Annotated in this window: 16 protein-coding genes, 1 tRNA gene and 1 pseudogene; 14 read left to right on the top strand and 4 right to left on the bottom strand. The window is 42.6% G+C overall.

The window, feature by feature from the left end; translation table 11 throughout:
- Positions 1-24 precede the first annotated feature (24 nt).
- The 5 genes from ACYIA1_RS17495 to ACYIA1_RS17515 all read left to right on the top strand — a co-directional run bounded on the left by ACYIA1_RS17495 (position 25) and on the right by ACYIA1_RS17515 (position 9,606).
- Positions 25-1,461: a sugar porter family MFS transporter gene (locus ACYIA1_RS17495; protein ID WP_009016583.1), complete on the top strand. Its 1,437-nt coding sequence runs from the start codon at positions 25-27 to the stop codon at positions 1,459-1,461.
- Position 1,462: 1 nt separating this feature from the next.
- A complete protein-coding gene (locus tag ACYIA1_RS17500; protein ID WP_158532903.1) occupies positions 1,463-2,722 on the top strand; it encodes a cellulase-like family protein in 1,260 nt (419 codons plus the stop codon).
- 134 nt (positions 2,723-2,856) lie between these two features.
- On the top strand, positions 2,857-5,097 hold the full coding sequence (locus tag ACYIA1_RS17505) for a glycoside hydrolase family 2 protein (RefSeq protein WP_480336115.1): 2,241 nt from the start codon (positions 2,857-2,859) through the stop codon (positions 5,095-5,097).
- Positions 5,098-5,248: 151 nt separating this feature from the next.
- Positions 5,249-8,317 (top strand): SusC/RagA family TonB-linked outer membrane protein, encoded by a 3,069-nt coding sequence (locus ACYIA1_RS17510; protein ID WP_480336117.1) that lies wholly within the window; start codon positions 5,249-5,251, stop codon positions 8,315-8,317.
- Positions 8,318-8,649: 332 nt separating this feature from the next.
- Positions 8,650-9,606 carry an Rpn family recombination-promoting nuclease/putative transposase gene (locus tag ACYIA1_RS17515; protein WP_413640058.1) on the top strand — a complete coding sequence of 319 codons (957 nt, stop codon included), beginning with the start codon at positions 8,650-8,652 and terminating at the stop codon, positions 9,604-9,606.
- Positions 9,607-9,644: 38 nt separating this feature from the next.
- Here the strand turns inward: ACYIA1_RS17515 and xerD are convergent, their stop codons facing one another.
- Positions 9,645-10,550, bottom strand: coding sequence for a site-specific tyrosine recombinase XerD (gene xerD / locus ACYIA1_RS17520; RefSeq protein WP_005859891.1), 906 nt, complete (start codon positions 10,548-10,550; stop codon positions 9,645-9,647).
- 101 nt (positions 10,551-10,651) lie between these two features.
- Here xerD and aroQ point away from each other — a divergent pair, with 101 nt between their 5' ends.
- Genes aroQ through ACYIA1_RS17545 form a run of 5 tightly spaced genes read left to right on the top strand, consistent with a single transcriptional unit; the run spans position 10,652 to position 14,816 of the window.
- Positions 10,652-11,068, top strand: coding sequence for a type II 3-dehydroquinate dehydratase (aroQ, locus tag ACYIA1_RS17525; protein ID WP_480336120.1), 417 nt, complete (start codon positions 10,652-10,654; stop codon positions 11,066-11,068).
- Between the two features lie 60 nt (positions 11,069-11,128).
- Positions 11,129-12,586: a pyruvate kinase gene (gene pyk, locus ACYIA1_RS17530; RefSeq protein WP_005859887.1), complete on the top strand. Its 1,458-nt coding sequence runs from the start codon at positions 11,129-11,131 to the stop codon at positions 12,584-12,586.
- 5 nt (positions 12,587-12,591) lie between these two features.
- Positions 12,592-13,227 (top strand): O-methyltransferase, encoded by a 636-nt coding sequence (locus ACYIA1_RS17535; protein ID WP_005859885.1) that lies wholly within the window; start codon positions 12,592-12,594, stop codon positions 13,225-13,227.
- Positions 13,228-13,239: 12 nt separating this feature from the next.
- The gene (gene rbfA, locus ACYIA1_RS17540) at positions 13,240-13,575 is read left to right on the top strand and encodes a 30S ribosome-binding factor RbfA (protein ID WP_005859883.1); all 336 of its coding nucleotides are present in this window, start codon (positions 13,240-13,242) and stop codon (positions 13,573-13,575) included.
- Between the two features lie 11 nt (positions 13,576-13,586).
- Positions 13,587-14,816, top strand: coding sequence for an FtsX-like permease family protein (locus tag ACYIA1_RS17545; protein ID WP_480336123.1), 1,230 nt, complete (start codon positions 13,587-13,589; stop codon positions 14,814-14,816).
- Positions 14,817-14,860: 44 nt separating this feature from the next.
- Here ACYIA1_RS17545 and ACYIA1_RS17550 read toward each other — a convergent pair whose 3' ends face one another.
- Entirely contained in the window at positions 14,861-15,943 is a 1,083-nt protein-coding gene (locus ACYIA1_RS17550) for a mannose-1-phosphate guanylyltransferase (RefSeq protein WP_009016577.1), read from the bottom strand.
- A gap of 196 nt (positions 15,944-16,139) precedes the next feature.
- Here ACYIA1_RS17550 and ACYIA1_RS17555 point away from each other — a divergent pair.
- From ACYIA1_RS17555 to ACYIA1_RS17570, 4 genes are all read left to right on the top strand, one after another.
- Positions 16,140-16,223: transfer RNA gene (locus ACYIA1_RS17555), tRNA-Leu, on the top strand.
- Between the two features lie 125 nt (positions 16,224-16,348).
- On the top strand, positions 16,349-17,284 hold the full coding sequence (locus ACYIA1_RS17560; RefSeq protein WP_011967263.1) for a GNAT family N-acetyltransferase: 936 nt from the start codon (positions 16,349-16,351) through the stop codon (positions 17,282-17,284).
- Positions 17,285-17,314: 30 nt separating this feature from the next.
- Positions 17,315-18,112 (top strand): class I SAM-dependent methyltransferase, encoded by a 798-nt coding sequence (locus tag ACYIA1_RS17565; protein ID WP_008772948.1) that lies wholly within the window; start codon positions 17,315-17,317, stop codon positions 18,110-18,112.
- Positions 18,109-18,909, top strand: coding sequence for a GNAT family N-acetyltransferase (locus ACYIA1_RS17570; protein ID WP_008777733.1), 801 nt, complete (start codon positions 18,109-18,111; stop codon positions 18,907-18,909). The genes ACYIA1_RS17565 and ACYIA1_RS17570 overlap by 4 nt, the downstream gene beginning before the upstream one ends.
- A 61-nt stretch (positions 18,910-18,970) precedes the next feature.
- Here the strand turns inward: ACYIA1_RS17570 and ACYIA1_RS17575 are convergent, their stop codons facing one another.
- Both ACYIA1_RS17575 and ACYIA1_RS17580 read right to left on the bottom strand, forming a co-directional pair.
- On the bottom strand, positions 18,971-19,951 hold the full coding sequence (locus tag ACYIA1_RS17575; protein WP_480336126.1) for a PDDEXK nuclease domain-containing protein: 981 nt from the start codon (positions 19,949-19,951) through the stop codon (positions 18,971-18,973).
- A gap of 73 nt (positions 19,952-20,024) precedes the next feature.
- A pseudogene (locus tag ACYIA1_RS17580) lies at positions 20,025-20,609 on the bottom strand (tyrosine-type recombinase/integrase); the annotation flags it as partial.
- Positions 20,610-20,840: the final 231 nt, after the last annotated feature.

Consider the following 20,840-nt stretch of genomic DNA (forward strand, 5'->3'; position numbering starts at 1 on the left):
ATGGATTAAATACACAAGAAAAACATGAAAAACACGAGCTATAGATATTGGATGATTTATGTAATAGCGATTGTCGCCGCTATGGGAGGACTATTGTTTGGCTTTGATACCGGCGTGATTTCCGGGGCGATTCCTTTTTTCCAGAAAGATTTTGGTATAGACGATAGTATGGTGGAGGTAGTTACTTCCTCCGGTTTGCTGGGAGCTATTCTGGGAGCGCTGTGTTGTGGTAAATTGACGGATCGCATAGGACGTAGGAAAGTCATTTTGACTTCGGCTGTTATTTTCGCTTTCGGTGCGTTAGGATCGGGTTGGGCTCCGGACATTTACCACTTGATTGCCGCCCGTTTATTCTTGGGAGTGGCTATCGGGATCTCTTCTTTTGCTGTACCTCTTTATATTGCGGAAGTTTCCCCGGCGAAGTCACGGGGGATGTTTGTCGCCATGTTCCAATTGATGATTACGATCGGGCTTCTGGTATCTTATCTTTCGGATTTGTATTTTGCGGATGAGACGTCTGTTTCATGTTGGAGGCCAATGTTTTATGTGGGGGTGATTCCCGCTATTATTTTGTTCGTGGGTATGTTGCTGGTTCCACCATCTCCAAGGTGGTTGATGTCTGTTGGCCGGGAGGAAGAGAGCCTATCCGTCTTAAAGATGGTCGAGCATCCGGATTTGGTAAATGCCTCGTTTGAGCAGATGCGGAATGAGATGCGAAAGAATGATGAGCGACAAGGATGTTTTAAGGATCTGGCCCAGCCTTGGTTACGGAATGCGTTAGTTATCGCTATCGGTATTATGTTTTTCCAGCAATTTGTAGGTATCAATACCGTGATTTATTATAGCCCTAAAATCTTTTTGATGGCCGGTTTCGATGGTGCGGTCTCTGCGATTGGGGCCTCTGTCGGGGTAGGTGTTGTCAATTTATTATTCACGTTGTTGTCTGTCTACTTTGTAGATCGGCTGGGAAGGCGTAAACTTTATTTTCTGGGGTTGAGCGGTATCGTGATTTCCTTGTTGCTACTCGCTACCTCTTTTATATTCGCCGCTCAATTAGGGGATTCTGGGAAATGGCTTTCCATCGTCCTTATTTTCTTATATGTGGGATTTTTCGCTATCAGCATCGGGCCGTTAGGTTGGTTGATTGTGTCGGAAGTGTTTCCACAAAAGCTAAGAGGGTTGGGGACTTCTCTCGGCTCGTTGTCCGTATGGTTTTTCAATGCGATCGTATCGTTTACTTTCTTCAAGATATTGAAGGTGTTTTCAATATCGGGAACCGAATTAACGATCAATGGCGAAAGCCAAGGGAATCCGGCGGGAGCGTTCTTATTTTATGCGTTCATTGGAATTGTGGCGATTATTTGGGGATATTTCTATGTACCGGAAACGAAAGGAGTTTCATTGGAGAAGATCGAGGCTTTTTGGAGAAAAGGAGGACACCCGAAAGATAAAATAATATAATATGGATAGAAGAGTATTTATTAGACAAACAGCAGTTGCGGCATTAGGCGGCTTAGTGGCTTTTGATTTATCAAAGGCATCAGCTAAAAGTGAAATGGCTTTTGCCGGGAAAGGAGAAATCTCGCCCCGGGCAATCACTATGTGGGATTTTTCTTGGTTGGAGAGGCGTTGGCCCGGAGCCGGTTATGAGGACTGGGACCAAGTATTGGACGAGCTCTCGGAACGGGGGTATAATGCGATACGTATTGATGCTTATCCTCATTTAATAGCGGAGAATCCAATGAAGAAATGGTTACTTAAAGAAGTTTGGAATCAGCAAGATTGGGGAAGTCCGGATATGAATGAGGTACAAGTTCAACCGAATTTGAACTTGTTCTTGTCGAAATGTAAGGAGCGGGATATTAAGGTCGGGCTTTCTTCTTGGTATCGTCTCGATGTGGATGAGGTTTGCCTGAAATTGGATACACCGGAGAAATTGGCGGATTGCTGGCTGACAACCCTTCGTTCGATCGAGGAGGATGGGTTATTGGATACGATCCTTTATGTAGATCTTTGCAATGAGTGGCCCGGTGATTCGTGGGCTCCTTTTTTCGCTAAAACCTATCCGAATGTCGGTTGGGGGAATTGGTATAAGGAGGAATCCTTACGATGGATGAAAACCTCGTTGGAGAAGATGCGACAAGTATATCCGGATATGCCATTCTTATATTCTTTTGATCATGGGGATGTCAAGAAATATGAAGAGGTGGATTGCTCTTTTCTTGATTTGTATGAGCATCATATTTGGATGGCCCAACAGAATGGTGGAGAATTTTATAAGCTGGTGGGATATGGCTACAATCGTTTTTCACCGGATGATTATAAGAATGTGGTGAAAAACGCGGAACGGGTTTATCGGGAAAGACCTGAATATTGGCAGAAATTGTTGACTGATAAGATCGAGCTTATGGCTTCCGTGGCCCGGAAGAATCGCCGTCCTCTCGTTACGACAGAATGTTGGGGATTGGTGGATTATAAGGATTGGCCTTTATTGAAATGGGATTGGATAAAGGATCTTTGCGAGTTAGGAGCTATTACGGCTGCCCGTACGGGTATGTGGGTCGGTGTAGCGACCAGTAATTTTTGCGGGCCTCAGTTTGTTGGAATGTGGCGGGATGTGGAATGGCATAAACGATTGACTTCTATTATCCGTTCTTCTCCGATTGATGCGTCTCTCATGAAGAATAATGAGGTAGCGGCCAAATTGTTGAAACGGCTTTAATTTTGGGATGGTATGTATTACGATCATTCTTATATTTTGATAAGATTCTAAAAGCAGGAGGTAAATTTCTATAAAGTTTATGTCTTTAATAATTGTAACTTGCCTTCGTGAAAGAGTTAAATAAATCGGATGTCATGAAAAGAATAATTTTAATTATGTGTTGTTTCCTATCTGTATTCGCTTGGGCCGATGATGGGAGGACAACGATCTCATTAAATGGGGAATGGGATTTCGATCAAACGGAACTGGCTTTTCCTCCACGGAAATATACCCGTAAGATACCGGTTCCGGGATTGGTACATTTAGCGAGGCCTAAAATCTCTCAATACGAGAAATTCTTTAAGAAACCTGACGGCGTGGAGCTGGTGGAACAGTTTAATTTCTTAGAGAGAGATTATACGCCGATGTATAATTGGTATAAGCGGAAAGTATTTATCGATGAGAAATTTAAGGATGAGCAATTATTCCTTACGATAAAGAAAAGCCAATATGTTACACGAGTCTTCGTGAATGGGCATGAAGTGGGGGCTTCTATGGAATGCTATACTCCAATGGATTTTAATATTACGAGTGCCGTAAAATATGGCTCGGACAATGAGATATTGATTCAGGTGGGCGACCGGGCGTGGTTGCCTAGCGAGGCCGCCGGCGGAACGGATAAGGAGAAAGTCCATTACCTACCCGGAATCTGGGATGACGTGTTCATTACGGCTACTGGTAAGATGCGGGTCGATAAAGTTTTATTCCTGCCTTCTCTGGCTAAAGGATTGGTGACAGTTAAGACCTTGGTGAGAAGTTTGTATCCACCCCAAATGTTGTATGGGGATAAAATGAAGGATTCTTGTAAGATTGAGTTCTGTGTCAAGGAGAAGACTACAGGGAGGATAGTAGGAAAGAAAATGATTGAAGGTGAGGCTAAGCGGGATAATAGGACTTATTTCGAAACGAGTATCTCTTTGGATAATCCGAAGGCTTGGACTCCTGATTCCCCTTTCTTGTACGAAGGTGAGGTCTCGGTGTATGACCAAGATGAGCTTGTAGATCGTTATTCCGTGAACTTCGGTATGCGTGATTTTTCGAGAAAAGGCAAATTCTTTACGCTTAATGGGGATAAATTCTACTTACGAGGCTCCAATATCACGCTTCAACGTTTCTTTGAGGACCCGGATTGTCAAGCGTTGGCTTGGGATCGGGAATGGGTGAAGAAACTGATGGTAGACCTGCCAAAGTCAATCGATTGGAACGCTATGCGAATATGTGTAGGAATTGTACCTGACTTCTGGTATGACCTTTGCGACGAGTATGGTATCGTATTACAGAATGAGTGGCTATATTGGCAAAATCATGGATGGGATGAACAGGTACGTAAGGAGTATACGAATTGGGTATGGAGCGATGGGAATCATCCCAGTATCGTGATCTGGGATGCGATCAATGAGAACTGGGACAGTTATATAGGAAATACGCTGATTCCCGAACTAAAGGAATTAGACCCGACCCGGATCTGGGATGCCGGTTACATGACATCAGATCAGATGGGGACGAACGATGAGATGGATGAACCACACCCTTATCGTGCGCTTACGTTGATGCATTCCAGCGAACTGAACGACTACTTCAAAAACAATCCCTATAACTTAGGTGCATTGCATGAGAATTGGGTAGGTTTCTCTTCTATACTAGATGCGGGCGTTCCTCAGTTGGTGAATGAGTACGGATGGATTTGGTTATGGCGTGATGGACGGCCCTCGAAATTGACACTTAACAATTACAATTACTATCTTGGCGAGAATGCCACTCCGGAACAATGTCGTGAATTGCAGGCATATTGGTTGGAACTTGAGACGGAATGGCTGCGTTCGGAACGTTCGGTAGGCGGAATCTTGGCTTTTTGTCATTTGACAAATAATTATGGTTTCACAGGAGATTGGTTCATCAATGATATCAAGGATTTGGAGCCTTCACCGGCTTTCCGCTGGTTCAAGCATTGTTTCGCCCCTTCGGCAGTCTTTATCGATTTAGCGGATCGTCGTTATACCAAACATCTCGAACCTTTGAAACCGGGTAGTGATTTAGTATTCAACTTGGTAGGGGTGAACGACTTGAATAAGGAGTCGTCTGGAAAAGTTCTCTTGAAACTACTAGACGAGAAAGGAACTATTATTTCGACACAAGAAGAGTCTATTGTGATTGAACCTTTTGGCAAGCGGCTTCAGCCTTGCCTTCTGAAATTGCCCTCAAAAGCAGGAGGTTATCTTTTGATAGCCGAGTATCATGAGGAGGGGGCTTCGAAACCAGTGCTTAGTCGCCGTTACCTAAAAGTAGGCGATGCGGTAACCTCTTTCAAGGATTACTTCGAGTATACACTAAATTAGTTAGGTTAGCTTTTATATCTGATTTCCTACGGCGGCACTCCTCGTGAGTGCTGTCGAGGGGAATGCTACCCCTTTTTGAAAATACTCAGAGTCCGAATAACCAAAAAGTAATGTTAGGAATATTGTTTAAACCTTTAAATTCAAATAGTTTATGAAAAAGAAAAGTAAGGATCAGCGATGGCGTTGGATATGTGTCGGGTCATTATTGCTCGCTTCCTTAAATGGCAATCTGGAGGCAAGCGGCCTTTCCCATCCTGATGTAAATCCGATGGAAGTTTCTCAAGCGACAAGAAAATTGAGAGGAACGATCTTGGATACAAATGGAACTCCGGTTATCGGTGCGAGTATTTCCGTAAAAGGAACTACTACCGGTACGATCTCTGACATGAATGGCGTATTTACGCTAGATGTGAAAAATGGCGATATATTGGAAATCTCGTTTATAGGCTATCTCTCCCATACGGTTAAGGTCGGTACGCAGACTGATTTACAGATTGTCTTGAAAGAGGACACGCAAGCCTTGGATGAGGTGGTAGTGGTTGGTTATGGCGTTCAGAAGAAGAGCGTGATGACAGCGGCCATCAGTCGTGTCACCTCCGATGACTTGGAGAAGCTGACGCCGACCCGGGTAGAGGATGTGTTACGAGGAAAAGTCTCGGGAGTAAGCATTATGCAGAATTCCGGACAACCGGGAGCCGAGTCGAGAGTCCGTATCCGTGGTACAGGAACTATCAATGATAGTAACCCTTTGTATATTGTGGACGGAATGCCACTTGAAGGAGGTGTCGATTATCTGAATCCGCAGGATATACAGTCTATCGAGGTCTTAAAAGATGCCGCTTCAGCCGCTATCTACGGTTCACGTGCGGCTAATGGTGTTATTCTGGTTACGACAAAGAGCGGGAAAAAAGGAAAAGCGGTTGTCAACTATGATTTCTCCATCGGTTGGCAAAATCCTTGGCGAAAAATGTCGGTCTTGAATGCCACCGAATATGAGACAATAATGAATGAGGCTTACGTGAATGCCGGGATGGACCCTATTTACGATGATCCTTCGAAAGCAGGTGTAGGGACGAACTGGCAGAATGAGATTTATAACGAGAATGCCCCGATCATGAATCATCAAGCGAGCATCAGTGGGGGTGGTGATAAGGGAAGCTATTTCCTCTCTTTTGGTTATTTAGATCAAGAAGGAATTGTTGGAGGAAAAGATAAGTCGGATTATAAACGATATAGCTTACGTTTCAACAATACCTATAATGTGTTTGAGAATAAGGCGAATAAATTTTTCCGTAGTTTCAAGGTCGGTACGAACCTAGGATATACACGGATCATATCCAAAGGTATTTCGGAGAATGACAACTTCTCCGGCCCGTTAGCAAGTGCGGTGATGACTCCACCGAACGAATCGGTCTATCTGGAGAATCCTTCGGCGGAAGATCTCGCTTATTACGAGAAAAATTATCCCGGCTATGTCAAGGATGATGAAGGCCGCATCTATAACGTGATCGAGAATCAAGAGATCGTGAATCCGGTCGCTATGATGCAGACCTTAAACAATAACAAGGACTGGGATAAATTTGTAGGTTCTGTTTGGGGTGAATTGGAAGTATTCGAGAATCTTACGTTTAAGACCTCTCTCTCCACGGATATGGCTTTTTGGGGCGAAAGGAATTGGTTCCCAGTTAGCTATTTAATCATTAAAATTAGTGTTATGAATAAATATATTTATCTGCTAGCCGTTGTATTCGGACTAAGTGGCTGCAATGATTTTTTAGAGTTGTCTCCGACGAATAAGGTTATCGAAACGGATTATTACAAGACACAGGAGGATTTGACCGAGGCATTGGTCGCTGCCTATGACCCGTTGAAATGGAACGCTTATAATGCGTATAGCTCTTATGAACTGGTAAGTAATATCATGTCGGATGATGCGGAGACCGGTGGATCGACGGTCTCGGATCAACCGCAGTTGCAGCGAGTGAATGATTTTACCAATTGGGTGACACCGACAAACTTACCCGAGGGTTTATGGGGGCGTTCGTATGAGGGTGTGAACCGTGCGAATATCGTGATAGAGAAATGCCCTCTTCTTCCGGAGGGGACGATGTCGGAGGAGCTTCGTGATCGTTATGTGGCTGAGGCTCATTTCTTGCGTGTATTTTATTATTTCCAGTTGTGGCGTTTCTTTGGATACATACCGTATTACGAGACGAATTTGGGGTTGGATGATATAACAACTGTCCCTCAGTTACAGCCGGATGAGGTCTATGCGAAATTAATCGAGGATTTAGATAATAATGTTATTGGGAAGTTACCTAAGATAGTCCCGGCTAATGAGAAAGGACGAGCTACGAATGGTGCCGCTATCGCGATGAAAGCACGTATCGTTCTATATCAGAATGATGATACTAAAATGAAGGAGATCGCCAGCCAATTGAAAGAACTAATTACCGATCCTGCCTATCAATATGATTTGATCCCGGATTATAAAGTTCTTTTTGATGATGAGTATGAATGGTGCAAAGAATCTGTTTTTGAAGTCAATTATACGGAAATCGGGAACTCGAATGATTGGGCAGGCAAGGCTAATCAAGGTAACTCCGATATAATAATGCTAGGAGCCAGAGGTTTGAAAGATCCTAATAATGTATATGTGGAAGGTTGGGGTTTTGCGCCTGTAACAAAAGCATTGAATGATGCGTTTTTACCAAATGATCCTAGAAAGTGGACAACAATCATAGATCATGAGGAGTTTAGAGCGGAAGGCGGGACGGTTAGCTCGGATGTGAATCAATATACAGGATATAGCGTACGCAAATATCATCCTCGTGCGGGGTATTCTTCTACGGTTGGCACGGAAGCGCTGAATTATAAGAACAATTACCGTGTAATTCGTTTCTCCGACGTATTATTGATGGCATCGGAAGCTTTGTTGAGAAGTGGAGGTAGCGTAGGCGAGGCACAGGATTATTATGCGAGAGTCGTTAAACGTGCGATGGGGGATGATTATAAGGTTCCGGTGGTTTCATTGGATAATATCTATAAGGAACGCCGTTATGAGTTTGCGATGGAAGGTATTCGTTATTGGGATTTAGTACGTACGAACCAAGCAAAAGATTTTATCAAAGGTTGGGATGATACAAAGAAATACTTACCGATCCCTCAGTCGGAGATTGATAAGTCGGATGGCCATTTGGTACAGAACCCTCATTTCTAAGAATTGAGCTGTATTTACATTTGTTCATTTTAGGAGAACCTGATAGCTTTTAATTTGTTGATAATTAGATATGGATGTGTGATCATTTGTCCACATCCATGTTTTTTGTCTTTAAGTAAATAGTTTAAATCGATAAAATATGAGATTAAAATAGAGTAATAACGGTACACGAATACCCATTTGCGACCGCTTACGATCCCGTTCGTTGGCTATTCACTTACGGATCCAAAAAGAAGGACATTTCTTTTTAGATGGGATAGGCTTGTATTCCAGATCTTTTTATGTACATTTGAAGCCACCCAATAGTGGGGTAACTAAAACATGATATGACTATGGAAAAGAAAACAGAAAAAGAGGAGAAGTATATGAAGGAATTACAAGATCGATATATCCGTTTCGACTGGGCCATCAAACGCCTACTCCGGGAAAAAGCGAATTTCGGAGTGCTAGAAGGCTTTCTTACCGTGTTCTTGGGCGAGCAGATCAAGATTGAGGAGATATTGGAGAGTGAGGGAAACCAGCAAATGGCCGATGATAAATTCAATCGGGTGGATATCAAGGCTAAGAACACAAAGGGAGATATCATCCTTATCGAGATCCAGAATACCCGCGAGCTTTATTATTTGGAACGTGTGCTTTATGGCGTGGCGAAGGCCGTCACCGAGCATCTTCATTTGGGACAGGACTATTCCGGGGTGAAAAAGGTCTATTCAATCAGTATCCTTTATTTTGATATAGGCGTAGGAACCGATTATCTGTATCACGGGCAGAACCAATTTGTCGGCGTGCATACCCATGATCATTTACAGGTAAATACCAAGGAGAGGGGTGCGATCGTCAAGCGTCTTCCCTCGGAGATCTTTCCGGAGTATATATTGGTCCGGGTGAATGAGTTTGATAAGGTGGCCGTGACCCCCTTGGAGGAATGGGTGCGATACTTGAAAGATGGGATCATAACTTCCGGAACGACAGCCCCCGGCTTGGAAGAGGCACGAGAGAAATTACGCTATTACTCAATGTCTCCCGAGGAACGTTATGCTTATGACGAACATCTGAATGCGATTATGATCCAGAATGACGTGTTGAGCACTGCTAAGTTTGAAGGACGGGAAGAAGGATTAGCAGAAGGATTAGCAGAAGGCAGAGAAGAAGGACTAATAGAAGGTCGAGAAGAAGGCCGTGTGGAAGAACGTCTAGAAACAGCTCGGCGTATGCGGTCTGATGGGCTTTCGATGGAAATGGTCGTGCGTTATACTGGTTTGTCAGAGGAGGAAATAAATAAATTATGATATCTTGGGGCTTTGCTAGCGGAGCAGGATCGGTTCTTTTAAGTTCTTGGCCTGCTCCTCGGATGATGTTCCAGTATCTCTTTGCGAAGGAATTCCCGGTCGATATGTGTATATATCTCGGTGGTGGTGATTTTCTCATGCCCCAGCATCTCTTGGATAGCGCGTAAGTTGGCGCCTCCTTCCAGCAAGTGGGTGGCGAAAGAATGACGGAAGGTATGGGGACTTACGTTTTTATGGATACCGGCGGCCTCCGTCTGTTGCTTGATGATATGAAATACCATGATACGGGAGAGGGCCGTTCCTCGCCGGCTTAGAAATAAAATATCCTCGAAGCCTTTTTTAACCACGACCGAATTCCGGTCATACAGATAGTTTTTAATTTCCCGCAAAGCAACTTCGGAGATAGGAACAAGCCGTTGTTTGCTTCCTTTACCCTCTACCCGGATGAAACCTTCCTTGGGATATATATCCGAATAACGCAGGCCAGTAAGCTCCGATACGCGCAGTCCACAACTATATAAAACCTCCAGCATCGCACGGTTCCGCTGTCCCTCGGGAAGCGTGAGGTCTATCGTGTCGAGAATGCTATTTATCTCGTTGACGGTTAATACTTCCGGCAGCTTCAATCCGATCTTGGGAGACTCTAACAATTCGGTCGGATCATTTGTTATATAATTGTCAAGCAATAAGAAACGATAGAACGATTTGATACCCGAGATGATGCGTGCTTGCGATCGGGGATGGATACCGATGTCACGTAATTGGGCGATGAACTGTTGCAAGTCGTCGTAGCTGATCTCCTTAACGTCCTTTTTCTCATCCTCTGCGAAACGTAGCAATTTGTCAAGATCTGTCAAATAGGCGTCGATGGAGTTGGCTGAGAGCGATTTTTCTAATCGTAAATAGGTGTTATATCGGTTTATTATATCTTTTCCTTGTCGCATTGTCGGTATGTCGTTATGAATGTGTCAAATAAAATCCTTACCTTTGCCGGATAATTCCGGCCTCAACGGGCGGTACAAAGGTAATAAACTTACAATTAAGAATGAAGAAGATTCAGATCATCAATGGCCCTAATTTGAATCTGTTGGGCAAGCGAGAACCGACAGTATACGGAAATGCCTCGTTCGAGGACTATTTGAGCGAGTTACGTGCCCACTTTCCTCAGTGTGAGATATCTTATTATCAAAGTAATGTGGAAGGAGAGATAATTAACAAGATCCATGAGGTGGGTTTTGAATATGACGGTATCGTGTTGAACGCCGGCGCTTATACGCATACTTCCATTGCGTTGCACGATGCTATCAAGGCGGTTACTACGCCAGTCGTGGAGGTGCATATCTCGAATGTGCATGCCCGTGAATCGTTTCGTCATGTGTCGATGATATCGGCGGCATGCAGGGGAGTGATTCTTGGGTTTGGGCTGGATTCGTATCGGTTGGCGATCGAATCGTTTATGTGATAGAAGGTTTAGAAGGTTATCAAATAGAATTAATAATTAGGTTATAATAATTTAAGGTATATGTTAAAGCATACGAAGATTGTTGCTACAGTTTCCGACCAGCGCTGCGACGTTGCGTTCGTTGAGGCGTTATATAAAGCGGGAATGAATGTGGTGCGCCTGAATACGGCTCACATGATGGAAGAGGGGTTGACCCGTGTGGTAAATAACGTCCGTACCGTATCCGACCGTATCGGTATCTTGATGGATACAAAGGGGCCGGAAGTACGTACCACGACGACGGTAAACAAGGAACCGATCCCTTTCAAGACTGGAGAGATCGTGAAGGTAATCGGTAATCCCGATCAGGAAACTTCGCATGATTGTATTTGTGTGTCATATAAGAATTTCGTGAACGACTTGGCGATTGGCAGCGACATCCTTATCGATGATGGTGATCTGGAAATGAAGGTTACCGGGAAATCCGGCGATTGTTTGCTTTGCGAGATCCAGAATGACGCTACGCTAGGTAGCCGCAAGAGCGTGAATGTGCCGGGCGTACGTATCAATTTGCCTTCGTTGACTGAGAAAGACCGTAATAATATCCTTTGGGCGATCGATCATGATCTCGATTTTATCGCTCACTCATTTGTTCGCAACAAACAGGACGTATTGGATATCCAACGTATCTTGGACGAGCGTAACAGCCCTATCAAGATTATCGCTAAGATCGAGAATCAAGAGGGTGTAGACAATATCGAGGAGATTTTGGAAGTGGCTTATGGCGTCATGATCGCTCGTGGTGACTTGGGTATCGAGGTTCCGGCCGAGAAGATCCCGGGTATCCAGCGTATGCTGATCCGTAAATGCGTGGAGGTGAAGAAGCCGGTTATCGTGGCTACGCAAATGCTTCATTCCATGATTAATAATCCTCGTCCTACTCGTGCCGAGGTTACGGATATCGCCAACGCTATTTATTATCGTACGGATGCTTTGATGTTAAGCGGTGAGACGGCTTATGGAAAATATCCGATCGAGGCGGTACAGACCATGACGAAAGTGGCTCGTGAAGCCGAGAAGACCAAGCTTTCCGCGAATGATATCCGTGTGCCGATCGAGGGGAATGATTTAGACGTGACTTCTTTCTTGGCGAAACAAGCCGTTAAGTCTTCTTCTAAATTACATGTAAAGGCGATTATCACGGATAGTTACACGGGTCGTACGGCACGTTATCTGGCCGCTTTCCGCGGAACCTCTACTGTGTTCGCTATATGCTATAATCCTCGTGTGATGCGTATGTTGGGTCTTTCTTATGGGGTATGGGCGGTTCATCAGCCATACAACGACAGTCGTAGGGGATATTTCTATGATGCGTTGAACCAGCTGATCCATAGCGGACGTATCACTCGCAACGATATGGTAGCGTATTTGAGCGGTAGCTTCGGCGAAGGTGGCGGTACCAGCTTTTTGGAGATTAACAACGTAGGAAAGGTGCTGGATGCCGGCACGCAATATCAGTTGCCTACTTTTAAAGAGTAAGAGGAATGTTTACGGGCGAGATTGATGCGTATATTCTTTCTCATATAGATGAAGAAGGGGATTTGCTGTCGGCGTTGAATCGCGACGCCAATGTGAACCTTCTCCGTCCGCGTATGCTATCCGGGCATTTGCAGGGTAGGATATTGAAGATGTTTTGCCGGATGATTCGTCCGAGAAGAGTCTTGGAGATCGGGACTTATACGTCTTATGCCACTTTGTGTATGGCGGAAGGCATGGAAGAGGGGGCGTTGATCCATACGATTGAGATCAATGACGAGATGGAGGATTTTATCATGAAATATCTTTCCCGCTCGCTACATAAGGACAAGATAAAAGTCCATTTTGGGGATGCGATGGAGATTATCCCCCGTTTGGATGAGACGTTCGATATGGTTTTTATCGATGCCGACAAACGCCTGTATTCCGAGTATTATGATTTGGTATTCCCGATGGTCCGTCCGGGCGGCTTGATTCTCGCGGATAATACGCTTTGGGACGGTAAAGTGGTAGAAGAAGTGCATCCTTCCGATAAACAAACGAAGGGAATACTGGTTTTTAATGAAAAGGTTAAGCAAGACGATCGGGTAGAGAAGGTGATCCTCCCTTTACGTGACGGCTTGACGATGATCTGGAAAAAGTAAATAATAAAGCGTATGGAAAGTACTAGATTACAAAAGATCGAACGCCTTCTTCAGAAGGAGTTGAGTGATATATTTCAGAAGCAGACGCAAGGAATGCATGGCGTATTGGTCTCTGTCAGCGTAGTTCGTGTAAGTCCGGATTTAAGTGTGGCGAGAGCTTATTTAAGCATTTTCCCGTCGGATAAATCGCAAGAGCTATTGGAGGCTATACGGAGCAATACGAAAGCGATCCGTTTTGATTTGGGGCAACGTATTCGTTTGCAGGTTCGTAAGATTCCTGAATTGAGCTTCTTTATAGACGATTCATTGGATTATATCGAGAATATCGACAATCTTTTGCATAAGTAATCAGAGGAGCCTTGAATCTTCCGTTCTATATAGCCCGGCGATATCTCTTTTCGAAGAAGTCGCACAATGCCATAAATATCATATCGATGGTATCGGTATGCGGGGTTGTTGTCGCCACGATCGCCTTAGTATGCGCCTTGTCGGTCTATAATGGTTTCAACGATTTGGTATCTTCTCTCTTCAGCAATTTTGATCCGGAGTTGAAGATCATGCCCCGGAAAGGGAAGGTTTTCGACCCGACCTCGGAAGAGATACGTAAGGTGAGGGAATTGCCCGGCATTGTTTGTTTTAGTGAGGTATTGCAGGACAATGCCTTGGTCCGTTATCGAGATCGTCAGGGTGTAGCTACCTTGAAAGGTGTAGACGAGCAATATGAGAAACTGGCGCAGATCGATAGTATCTTGATCGATGGAAAGTTCCTTCTGAATGACGAGGTGGCGAATTACGCGAATATGGGGATCGGATTGGCTTTCTCGCTAGGAATAAACGCAGGCTTTGTCTCTCCGCTGGAGATCTACGCTCCGAAGCGGGAGGAGAAGGTGAACATGGCGAATCCGGCTTCTTCTTTCAATTTGGAATATACTTATATCGGTGCTGTCTTTCGTACGGACCAACAGGTTTACGATGATTCATATATGATCGTGCCTTTGTCATTGGCCCGTTCTTTATTTAATTATGATAAAGAAGTGACAGCGGTGGAATTGAAGGTGAAAGATAGCGGAGATATCGCTCCGGTAAAGAAAGAGATTCAACGTATCCTAGGTGATCAATATATCGTGCAAGACCGTTTTGAGCAACAAGAGGCTTCTTTCAAGATGATGCAAGTCGAGAAATGGATGACCTTCTTGATCCTTACTTTTATATTGGCGATCGCCTTATTCAACGTGGTGGGTTCTTTATCCATGTTGATGATCGAGAAACAGGAGGATGTGAGTACACTGCGTAATATGGGGGCTGATGACAGTCTGATCCGTCGGATTTTCTTGTTTGAAGGCTGGATGATCTCCGGTTTTGGAGCTTTGATCGGAGTCTTGATCGGGGTTGTACTTTGCTTGCTACAACAAGAGTTTGGCTTTATAAAACTAGGGGAAGCTGCCGGAGCGTTTATTATAGAGGCTTATCCAGTACGTGTAGTCACGGTGGATATAATAACAGTCTTTGTAACGGTATTAACGATAGGCTTTTTGGCTGCGTGGTATCCTGTACGATATCTTGCTAAGAAGTTGAAAATTGAGAATTGAGAATGAATACCGCTTGCCGATAATTCTCAATTCTCAATTCTTAATTAGTTGTATTCTTTTCCGTATTTGATTTTAGCGTCGGCTACGAATTGTTTGATACGTTGTTCGTCATCCTTCTTGCAAATCAATAATACGTTTCCGGACTCAGCCACGATGCAATCTTTTAGCCCTTGGATAACGGCTAGACGTTTCGGGTTATTTAATGCGATCACATTGCCGGAGCATTCGTATAGCATTGCCTCGTTATTTTTCAATACTGCGTTCTCATTTTCGTCTTTATTCGCTAGGTCGAACAAAGATCCCCAGCTACCGAGGTCGGCCCAACCGAAATCTACACATAGCATATATACGTTGTGCGCTTTCTCCATGATACCGTAGTCGATGGATATATTTAGGCAATAAGGGAAATTCTCTTGGATGAACGCTTTTTCTTCCGGGGTATTAAATTTATCCTTACCTAGATCGAAACGGCTGCTGATATCCGGGAGATATTTAGAGAACGCTTCCAAGATCGTATTCACGTTCCAGACGAACAAGCCAGAATTCCAGAAGAATTCTCCACTTTCCATAAATACCTTTGCCAACTCGAGGTTCGGTTTTTCAGTAAAGGTCTTCACCTTGGTGAAATCATCTACTACCGTATCACTGCTTTGGATATATCCGTATCCTGTTTCCGGGCGGCTAGGCTTGATGCCCAAGGTGACCAACGCACGGTTTCTCTTCACGAAATCCAACGCCTTTTGAACGTCCCTCAAGAAAACATCCTCTTTTAAGATCAGATGGTCGGAAGGGGCTACGACAATATTGGCTTCCGGATTGCATGCCTTAATATGATAAGCCGCATAAGCGATACAAGGAGCTGTATTGCGACGAGCCGGTTCCAAAAGGATTTGTTCTTCCGCTAATTCCGGCAACTGCTCCTTGATTAAGTCCGCATAAGATTCGTTGGTAACGATGTATATATTTTCAGTAGGGATGATTTTTGCGAAGCGATCAAATGTCATTTGCAGTAAAGACCGTCCGCTCCCAAAAAAATCAAGGAATTGCTTTGGGTAACTTTCTCTACTGAAAGGCCAGAAACGGCTACCGATTCCGCCTCCCATGATGACGCAATAATTATCTTTCATGATATTGGCTGTTATTATGATTATACGTTTACAAATGTAACGAAATAATCTTTCTATGCGAAACAATCCCGTACATATTCCCACTGTGAAAAAAATATTTGAAAATTTTCACCCAAACGCTTGCGGGTTTAAAAAAAAGCTGTACCTTTGCAACGCATTTGAGAAACAAACCTACTGCTAAAGGTTAATTAAAAATGCCCAGATGGCGGAATTGGTAGACGCGCTGGTCTCAAACACCAGTGGATTCACTTCCATGCCGGTTCGATCCCGGCTCTGGGTACTGAAGTTGAAAAGCTTGATTGAGTAATCAGTCAAGCTTTTTTTGTATGTAATTATTCGGCAGGACTATCCACGGCTAGACAATTTTTGTATCTTTGCTCAACTCATGAATTTATAAACAACAAGGTGAAATATCCCATTAAAACAGAAAGATTAATCATACGGCTTGCTGAACCGGAAGATGCAGAAAGCATTTTTTCTTACCGTTCTGACTTTGCGGAAAATAAGTATCAGGGATGGTTCCCTGATTCAGTTGAAGAAGTCCGTGATTATATTAGCAATATGCCGGCGACAATGGATATTGCCAATATATGTTTTCAGTTTACCATTATTCTTGCAGATGAAAACAGGTTAATTGGTGATATGGGAATCAGCTTTACCAATCACAACAATATGCAGGCTGAACTTGGATGTACGCTACATAAAGATTATCAGAAAAAAGGTTATGCTACAGAAGCATTGAAAGCAATGGTTGATTATCTTTTTGGAACGCTCGATAAACATCGGATTATAGCCTCAGTCGATCCGAGAAATACAGCTTCTATCCAGTTAATAGAGCGATTGGGGTTCAGAAAGGAAGCTCACTTTAAGGAGAGCTATTATTTGCGTGGGGATTGGGTAGATGATATAATTTATGCGCAGCTTAAGACCGAATGGGGTAATAATGATAAATATAGCAAAGAAGAGATAATGATAGACCCCCAAATTATTACCTTGCAATTTAATGAATGTATCAGTAGGGCTGACATTAACGCACTATCCAGTTTAATGACTGAAAATCATGTTTTTATCGATATGGCAAACAATCGAATTGTAGGAAAATCTGATAATATAGTTAAGGCATGGAAGCCGTTTTTTAGACTTTATCCGGGATATCGAAACATTTTCGAGAGCGTAACAGTAAATGGTTCTATGGTTATTATGCAGGGATATTCCATTTGTTCAGATCAGGTTCTAAATAATGTTCATGCTATTTGGGTTGCAGAAATAAAGGAAAATAAGGTTAATCTATGGCATATCCATCCGGACACGAAAGAGAATAGAAATAAGTTTGGTATATAAACATGAAACAATGAGTATTGGAGAATATAAATGAATATAGGTTACAAGGTTGGTGAGTTGATTTATGATGCAAATATATATGATGGATTAAATACCTTTCTATCTGATTTGCAATTCTACAAAAAGTGGCTACCGAAAAATAAGGAGGCTGAAATACTTGAACTGTGCTGTGGTACAGGCAGACTTACGATCCCCATTGCCAAAGATGGATACAGCATTTGCGGAGTAGATTACACACCCTCAATGCTCGAACAAGCAAAGATGAAGGCTATCGAAGCAGAATTAGTGATTGATTTCATAGAAGCAGATATTAGAATGCTCGACTTGCAAGAAAAATTCGACCTAATCTTTATTCCATTTAATTCAATCCACCATTTATACAGAAACGAAGATTTATTCAATGCGTTAGGGTGCGTTAGAAATCATCTCAAAGCAGGAGGCTTATTTCTGTTAGATTGCTTTAATCCCAACATCCAGTATATTGTCGAGAGCGAAAAAGTGCAGGCAGTAATTGCCGAATATACAACGGATGATGGACGGGATGTGTTGATAAAACAAACGATGCGTTATGAGAGTACAACCCAAATCAATCGCATAGAATGGCACTATTTTATCAATGGCGAGTTTCATTCAATCCAGAATTTGGACATGAGGATGTTTTTCCCTCAAGAATTGGATTCATATCTGGAACGGGCTGGATTTGATATTATTCACAAGTTTGGAAGTTTTGAAGAAGAAGCATTTAACGATAATTCGGAAAAACAGATATATGTTTTAACCCTTAATGATAATAAGGTATTATACGAAAAGATACAAAACCAAAGATGAAAATGGACTTTAAAATCAGAATAGCGCAACAATCTGATAGTGCTGAACTGAGAGATTTATATAAGAATACCGTGCTTGTAGTAAACAGGCGTGATTATTCACAGGATGAAGTTGAAGATTGGGCATCATGCGGAGATGATCTTTCCAATATAGAGGAAATGATAAAGACTCACTATTTTATTGTGGCTGTTAATCAATTGTCTCAGATTGTAGGTTTTTCATCCATTACGCCGCAAGGCTATCTGCACTCTATGTTCATTCACGCAGACTTTCAAGGCAAAGGCATTGCAACTATGCTTTTGGAAGAAATAGAACGATATGCTATTACAAAAGGTATTATACAAATCACATCAGAAGTGAGTCTAACTGCTCGTCCATTCTTTGAGAAGCAAAAATACGTGGTGAAGAAGGAACAAAAACGACAGGCAAATAAATTGAATTTGACTAATTTTTGGATGGCAAAAACCTTATCTGTAATAAAACCATATCATGGTCGTATTCCTGCTTGTGGTGTGTTCTGTGGCGGTTGTCCAAGCTACACACGAGATGAAAAAAATTGTCAGGGAGCAGAGGAAAACAAAACCCGCTGTGAAAAATGTAGAACATTTTACCTGTGTTGCGTTGAGAAAGGAATAACACACTGCTACCAATGTCATCTATTTCCTTGTACTAAGTTCAAAGGTTTTACAAAACGTTGGTTAAAGTATGGACAAGACTTTATTGAAAATCAGAAATTTTTAAAGCAGGTGGGTGAAATGGAATTTTTGAGGTTTTATAATGAAAAGGTTACAGATTAAGTTTAGTCCATTCCTCTTGTATATCTAAAATGAACTAAACCTTTGTTTTTATTGAAAGTTGTTAGCCTATCTCCTTTGAAAGAAATTTCTTGATTTCTTCCTCACTGGGCAACTGGATTTTATACTTTTGTACAAAAATATTTGGGTCTAATCCTGCTGTGGCATAACGAACTAAAGTATCTCCTTTTTCAGTACAAAGCAAAATACCGATTGGTGGATTATCATCGGGCTGCATTACTTCTGCTTTGAAGTAGTTTAGATACATATTCAGTTGGGATGCATATTCATGGTGGAATTTGTCAATTTTTAAATCCACTATGACATGGCATTTCAGTATGCGGTGATAGAAAACGAGGTCAGCAAAGAAGTAATCTTCATCTATCAGTATGCGTTTTTGGCGAGCTTCAAAGCAGAAGCCGTGTCCCATTTCCAGAAGGAACTTTTGTAAATTATCAAGGATGGCTTGCTCTAAATCATTCTCTGTAACTAATGCCCGTTCATTTAACCCTAAGAACTCTAAGGTCAAGGGAGTATTTATTACATTCGCAGGCTGTAGTTGAACTGCCTGTTGCTGTACTAATGCAGAAAGAGCTTCTTTGTTTTTAGATAATCCACTACGCTCGTAGTACAATGAATCAATCTGCCGTTCCAGTTCTTTTGCAGTCCAGCATCCCCTAATCGTTTCCATTTCATAAAAGGCACGTTTAATAGGATTGTCAATAGCAGATATTGCATTCAAATGCGTAGAAGATAATCTGTTAAATAGCTTTTCAGCAGCCAATTTCCAGTCATTATTTGCAATTTCTGAAACCATTTGCAATTTGGCGGTTACTGACCGCCGAATTCCCGAACCCGACATAACATAGCCTAAAACCTCTTCTTTCAACTGTGGATAAACAAGATACAAACGTCTGAACTCCCGGAATCTACGTTCGTTAAGTCCTTTGGTATTTAGTTGTTTTTCCAACTTCTTCAAAAGCTGCTCACCATAGGCTGCACGGTCTTCTCCGTTTTGTTCAAATTCCACGATATAACAGCCCATAAGCCAGTTACGGGAAGTTAGTGCAAGGTTTACAGAGTGTGCTGCTTGTGCTTACAGCGTGTCTTGAATGGCACTTCTCCGTATGTTTCAGCCCGCTATGTCCGAGCAAACTGGCTACTGTTTTAATATTAGCACCATTGTTAAGGATATTCACTGCAAATGAGTGACGGGCACAATGCCAGCTTATGTGCTTGTCTATTCCGGATCTTTTCACCCAACGTTTTACTGATTTACAGCAGCTTTCATAGGATGGTAGATTAAATATAAGCACATCTTTGTTGCCATCTGCAGGAGGTTCGCCAATAATAGAGAGTAAACCGTCATTCAAAGGTATGACTACTCCACTAGCAGAAGAATGCCCTTTGGTCTTATTCTGTTCAAACTTCAATAGCTTGTTTGAGTAGTCTACATTCTTATATGTAAGGTCTTTCAGTATCACATCGTGTTCGATGGCATAGCGTATCACTTTCTTGAAACGCTGATAGATACTTTTTGCTCCCTCGCCAACGCTACGGGATTGCAAATAGTCCACAAACAGAACCATCATATCCTTAGTGATAAATTCGGGTTTGATGTTGCATTCATATAATGGGTACTGTTCTTTCAGAAAATCCTTAAAACGACTGAAGGCAATTTGCATCATACGCAGGTCTTTCTTAATATTTATGGCTAATCAGTTAAAGAAATCCCTTTCTTTGGAGATTGAACGGTTCAATGCTTCGCAGAAGAAAGGATTTAGCTTTATGTTTTGATGTAAAATGCTTTTTCATAGTTCCTCTATAATAGAAGCTCACGCTAGTAGCCAAGAGGTAGTGTGGCATGTTTAGAACATGTATTCCCAAAAAGAAGAAGGAATCTGCTCTTTTGTCGAAAAAAAGTCTTATGTTTA

This window comes from Parabacteroides sp. KHUB-02, from assembly GCF_056640955.1.

Excerpts from the sequence above, each read along its gene's own strand:
- ACYIA1_RS17510 (WP_480336117.1), top strand. The coding sequence starts at position 5,249 with ATGAAAAAGAAAAGTAAGGATCAGCGATGGCGTTGGATATGTGTCGGG.
- pyk (WP_005859887.1), top strand. The coding sequence starts at position 11,129 with ATGTTAAAGCATACGAAGATTGTTGCTACAGTTTCCGACCAGCGCTGC.
- ACYIA1_RS17495 (WP_009016583.1), top strand. The coding sequence starts at position 25 with ATGAAAAACACGAGCTATAGATATTGGATGATTTATGTAATAGCGATT.
- ACYIA1_RS17515 (WP_413640058.1), top strand. The coding sequence starts at position 8,650 with ATGGAAAAGAAAACAGAAAAAGAGGAGAAGTATATGAAGGAATTACAA.
- ACYIA1_RS17500 (WP_158532903.1), top strand. The coding sequence starts at position 1,463 with ATGGATAGAAGAGTATTTATTAGACAAACAGCAGTTGCGGCATTAGGC.
- ACYIA1_RS17565 (WP_008772948.1), top strand. The coding sequence starts at position 17,315 with ATGAATATAGGTTACAAGGTTGGTGAGTTGATTTATGATGCAAATATA.
- aroQ (WP_480336120.1), top strand. The coding sequence starts at position 10,652 with ATGAAGAAGATTCAGATCATCAATGGCCCTAATTTGAATCTGTTGGGC.
- xerD (WP_005859891.1), bottom strand. The coding sequence starts at position 10,550 with ATGCGACAAGGAAAAGATATAATAAACCGATATAACACCTATTTACGA.
- ACYIA1_RS17505 (WP_480336115.1), top strand. The coding sequence starts at position 2,857 with ATGAAAAGAATAATTTTAATTATGTGTTGTTTCCTATCTGTATTCGCT.
- rbfA (WP_005859883.1), top strand. The coding sequence starts at position 13,240 with ATGGAAAGTACTAGATTACAAAAGATCGAACGCCTTCTTCAGAAGGAG.
- ACYIA1_RS17550 (WP_009016577.1), bottom strand. The coding sequence starts at position 15,943 with ATGAAAGATAATTATTGCGTCATCATGGGAGGCGGAATCGGTAGCCGT.
- ACYIA1_RS17575 (WP_480336126.1), bottom strand. The coding sequence starts at position 19,951 with ATGGGCTGTTATATCGTGGAATTTGAACAAAACGGAGAAGACCGTGCA.
- ACYIA1_RS17570 (WP_008777733.1), top strand. The coding sequence starts at position 18,109 with ATGAAAATGGACTTTAAAATCAGAATAGCGCAACAATCTGATAGTGCT.
- ACYIA1_RS17535 (WP_005859885.1), top strand. The coding sequence starts at position 12,592 with ATGTTTACGGGCGAGATTGATGCGTATATTCTTTCTCATATAGATGAA.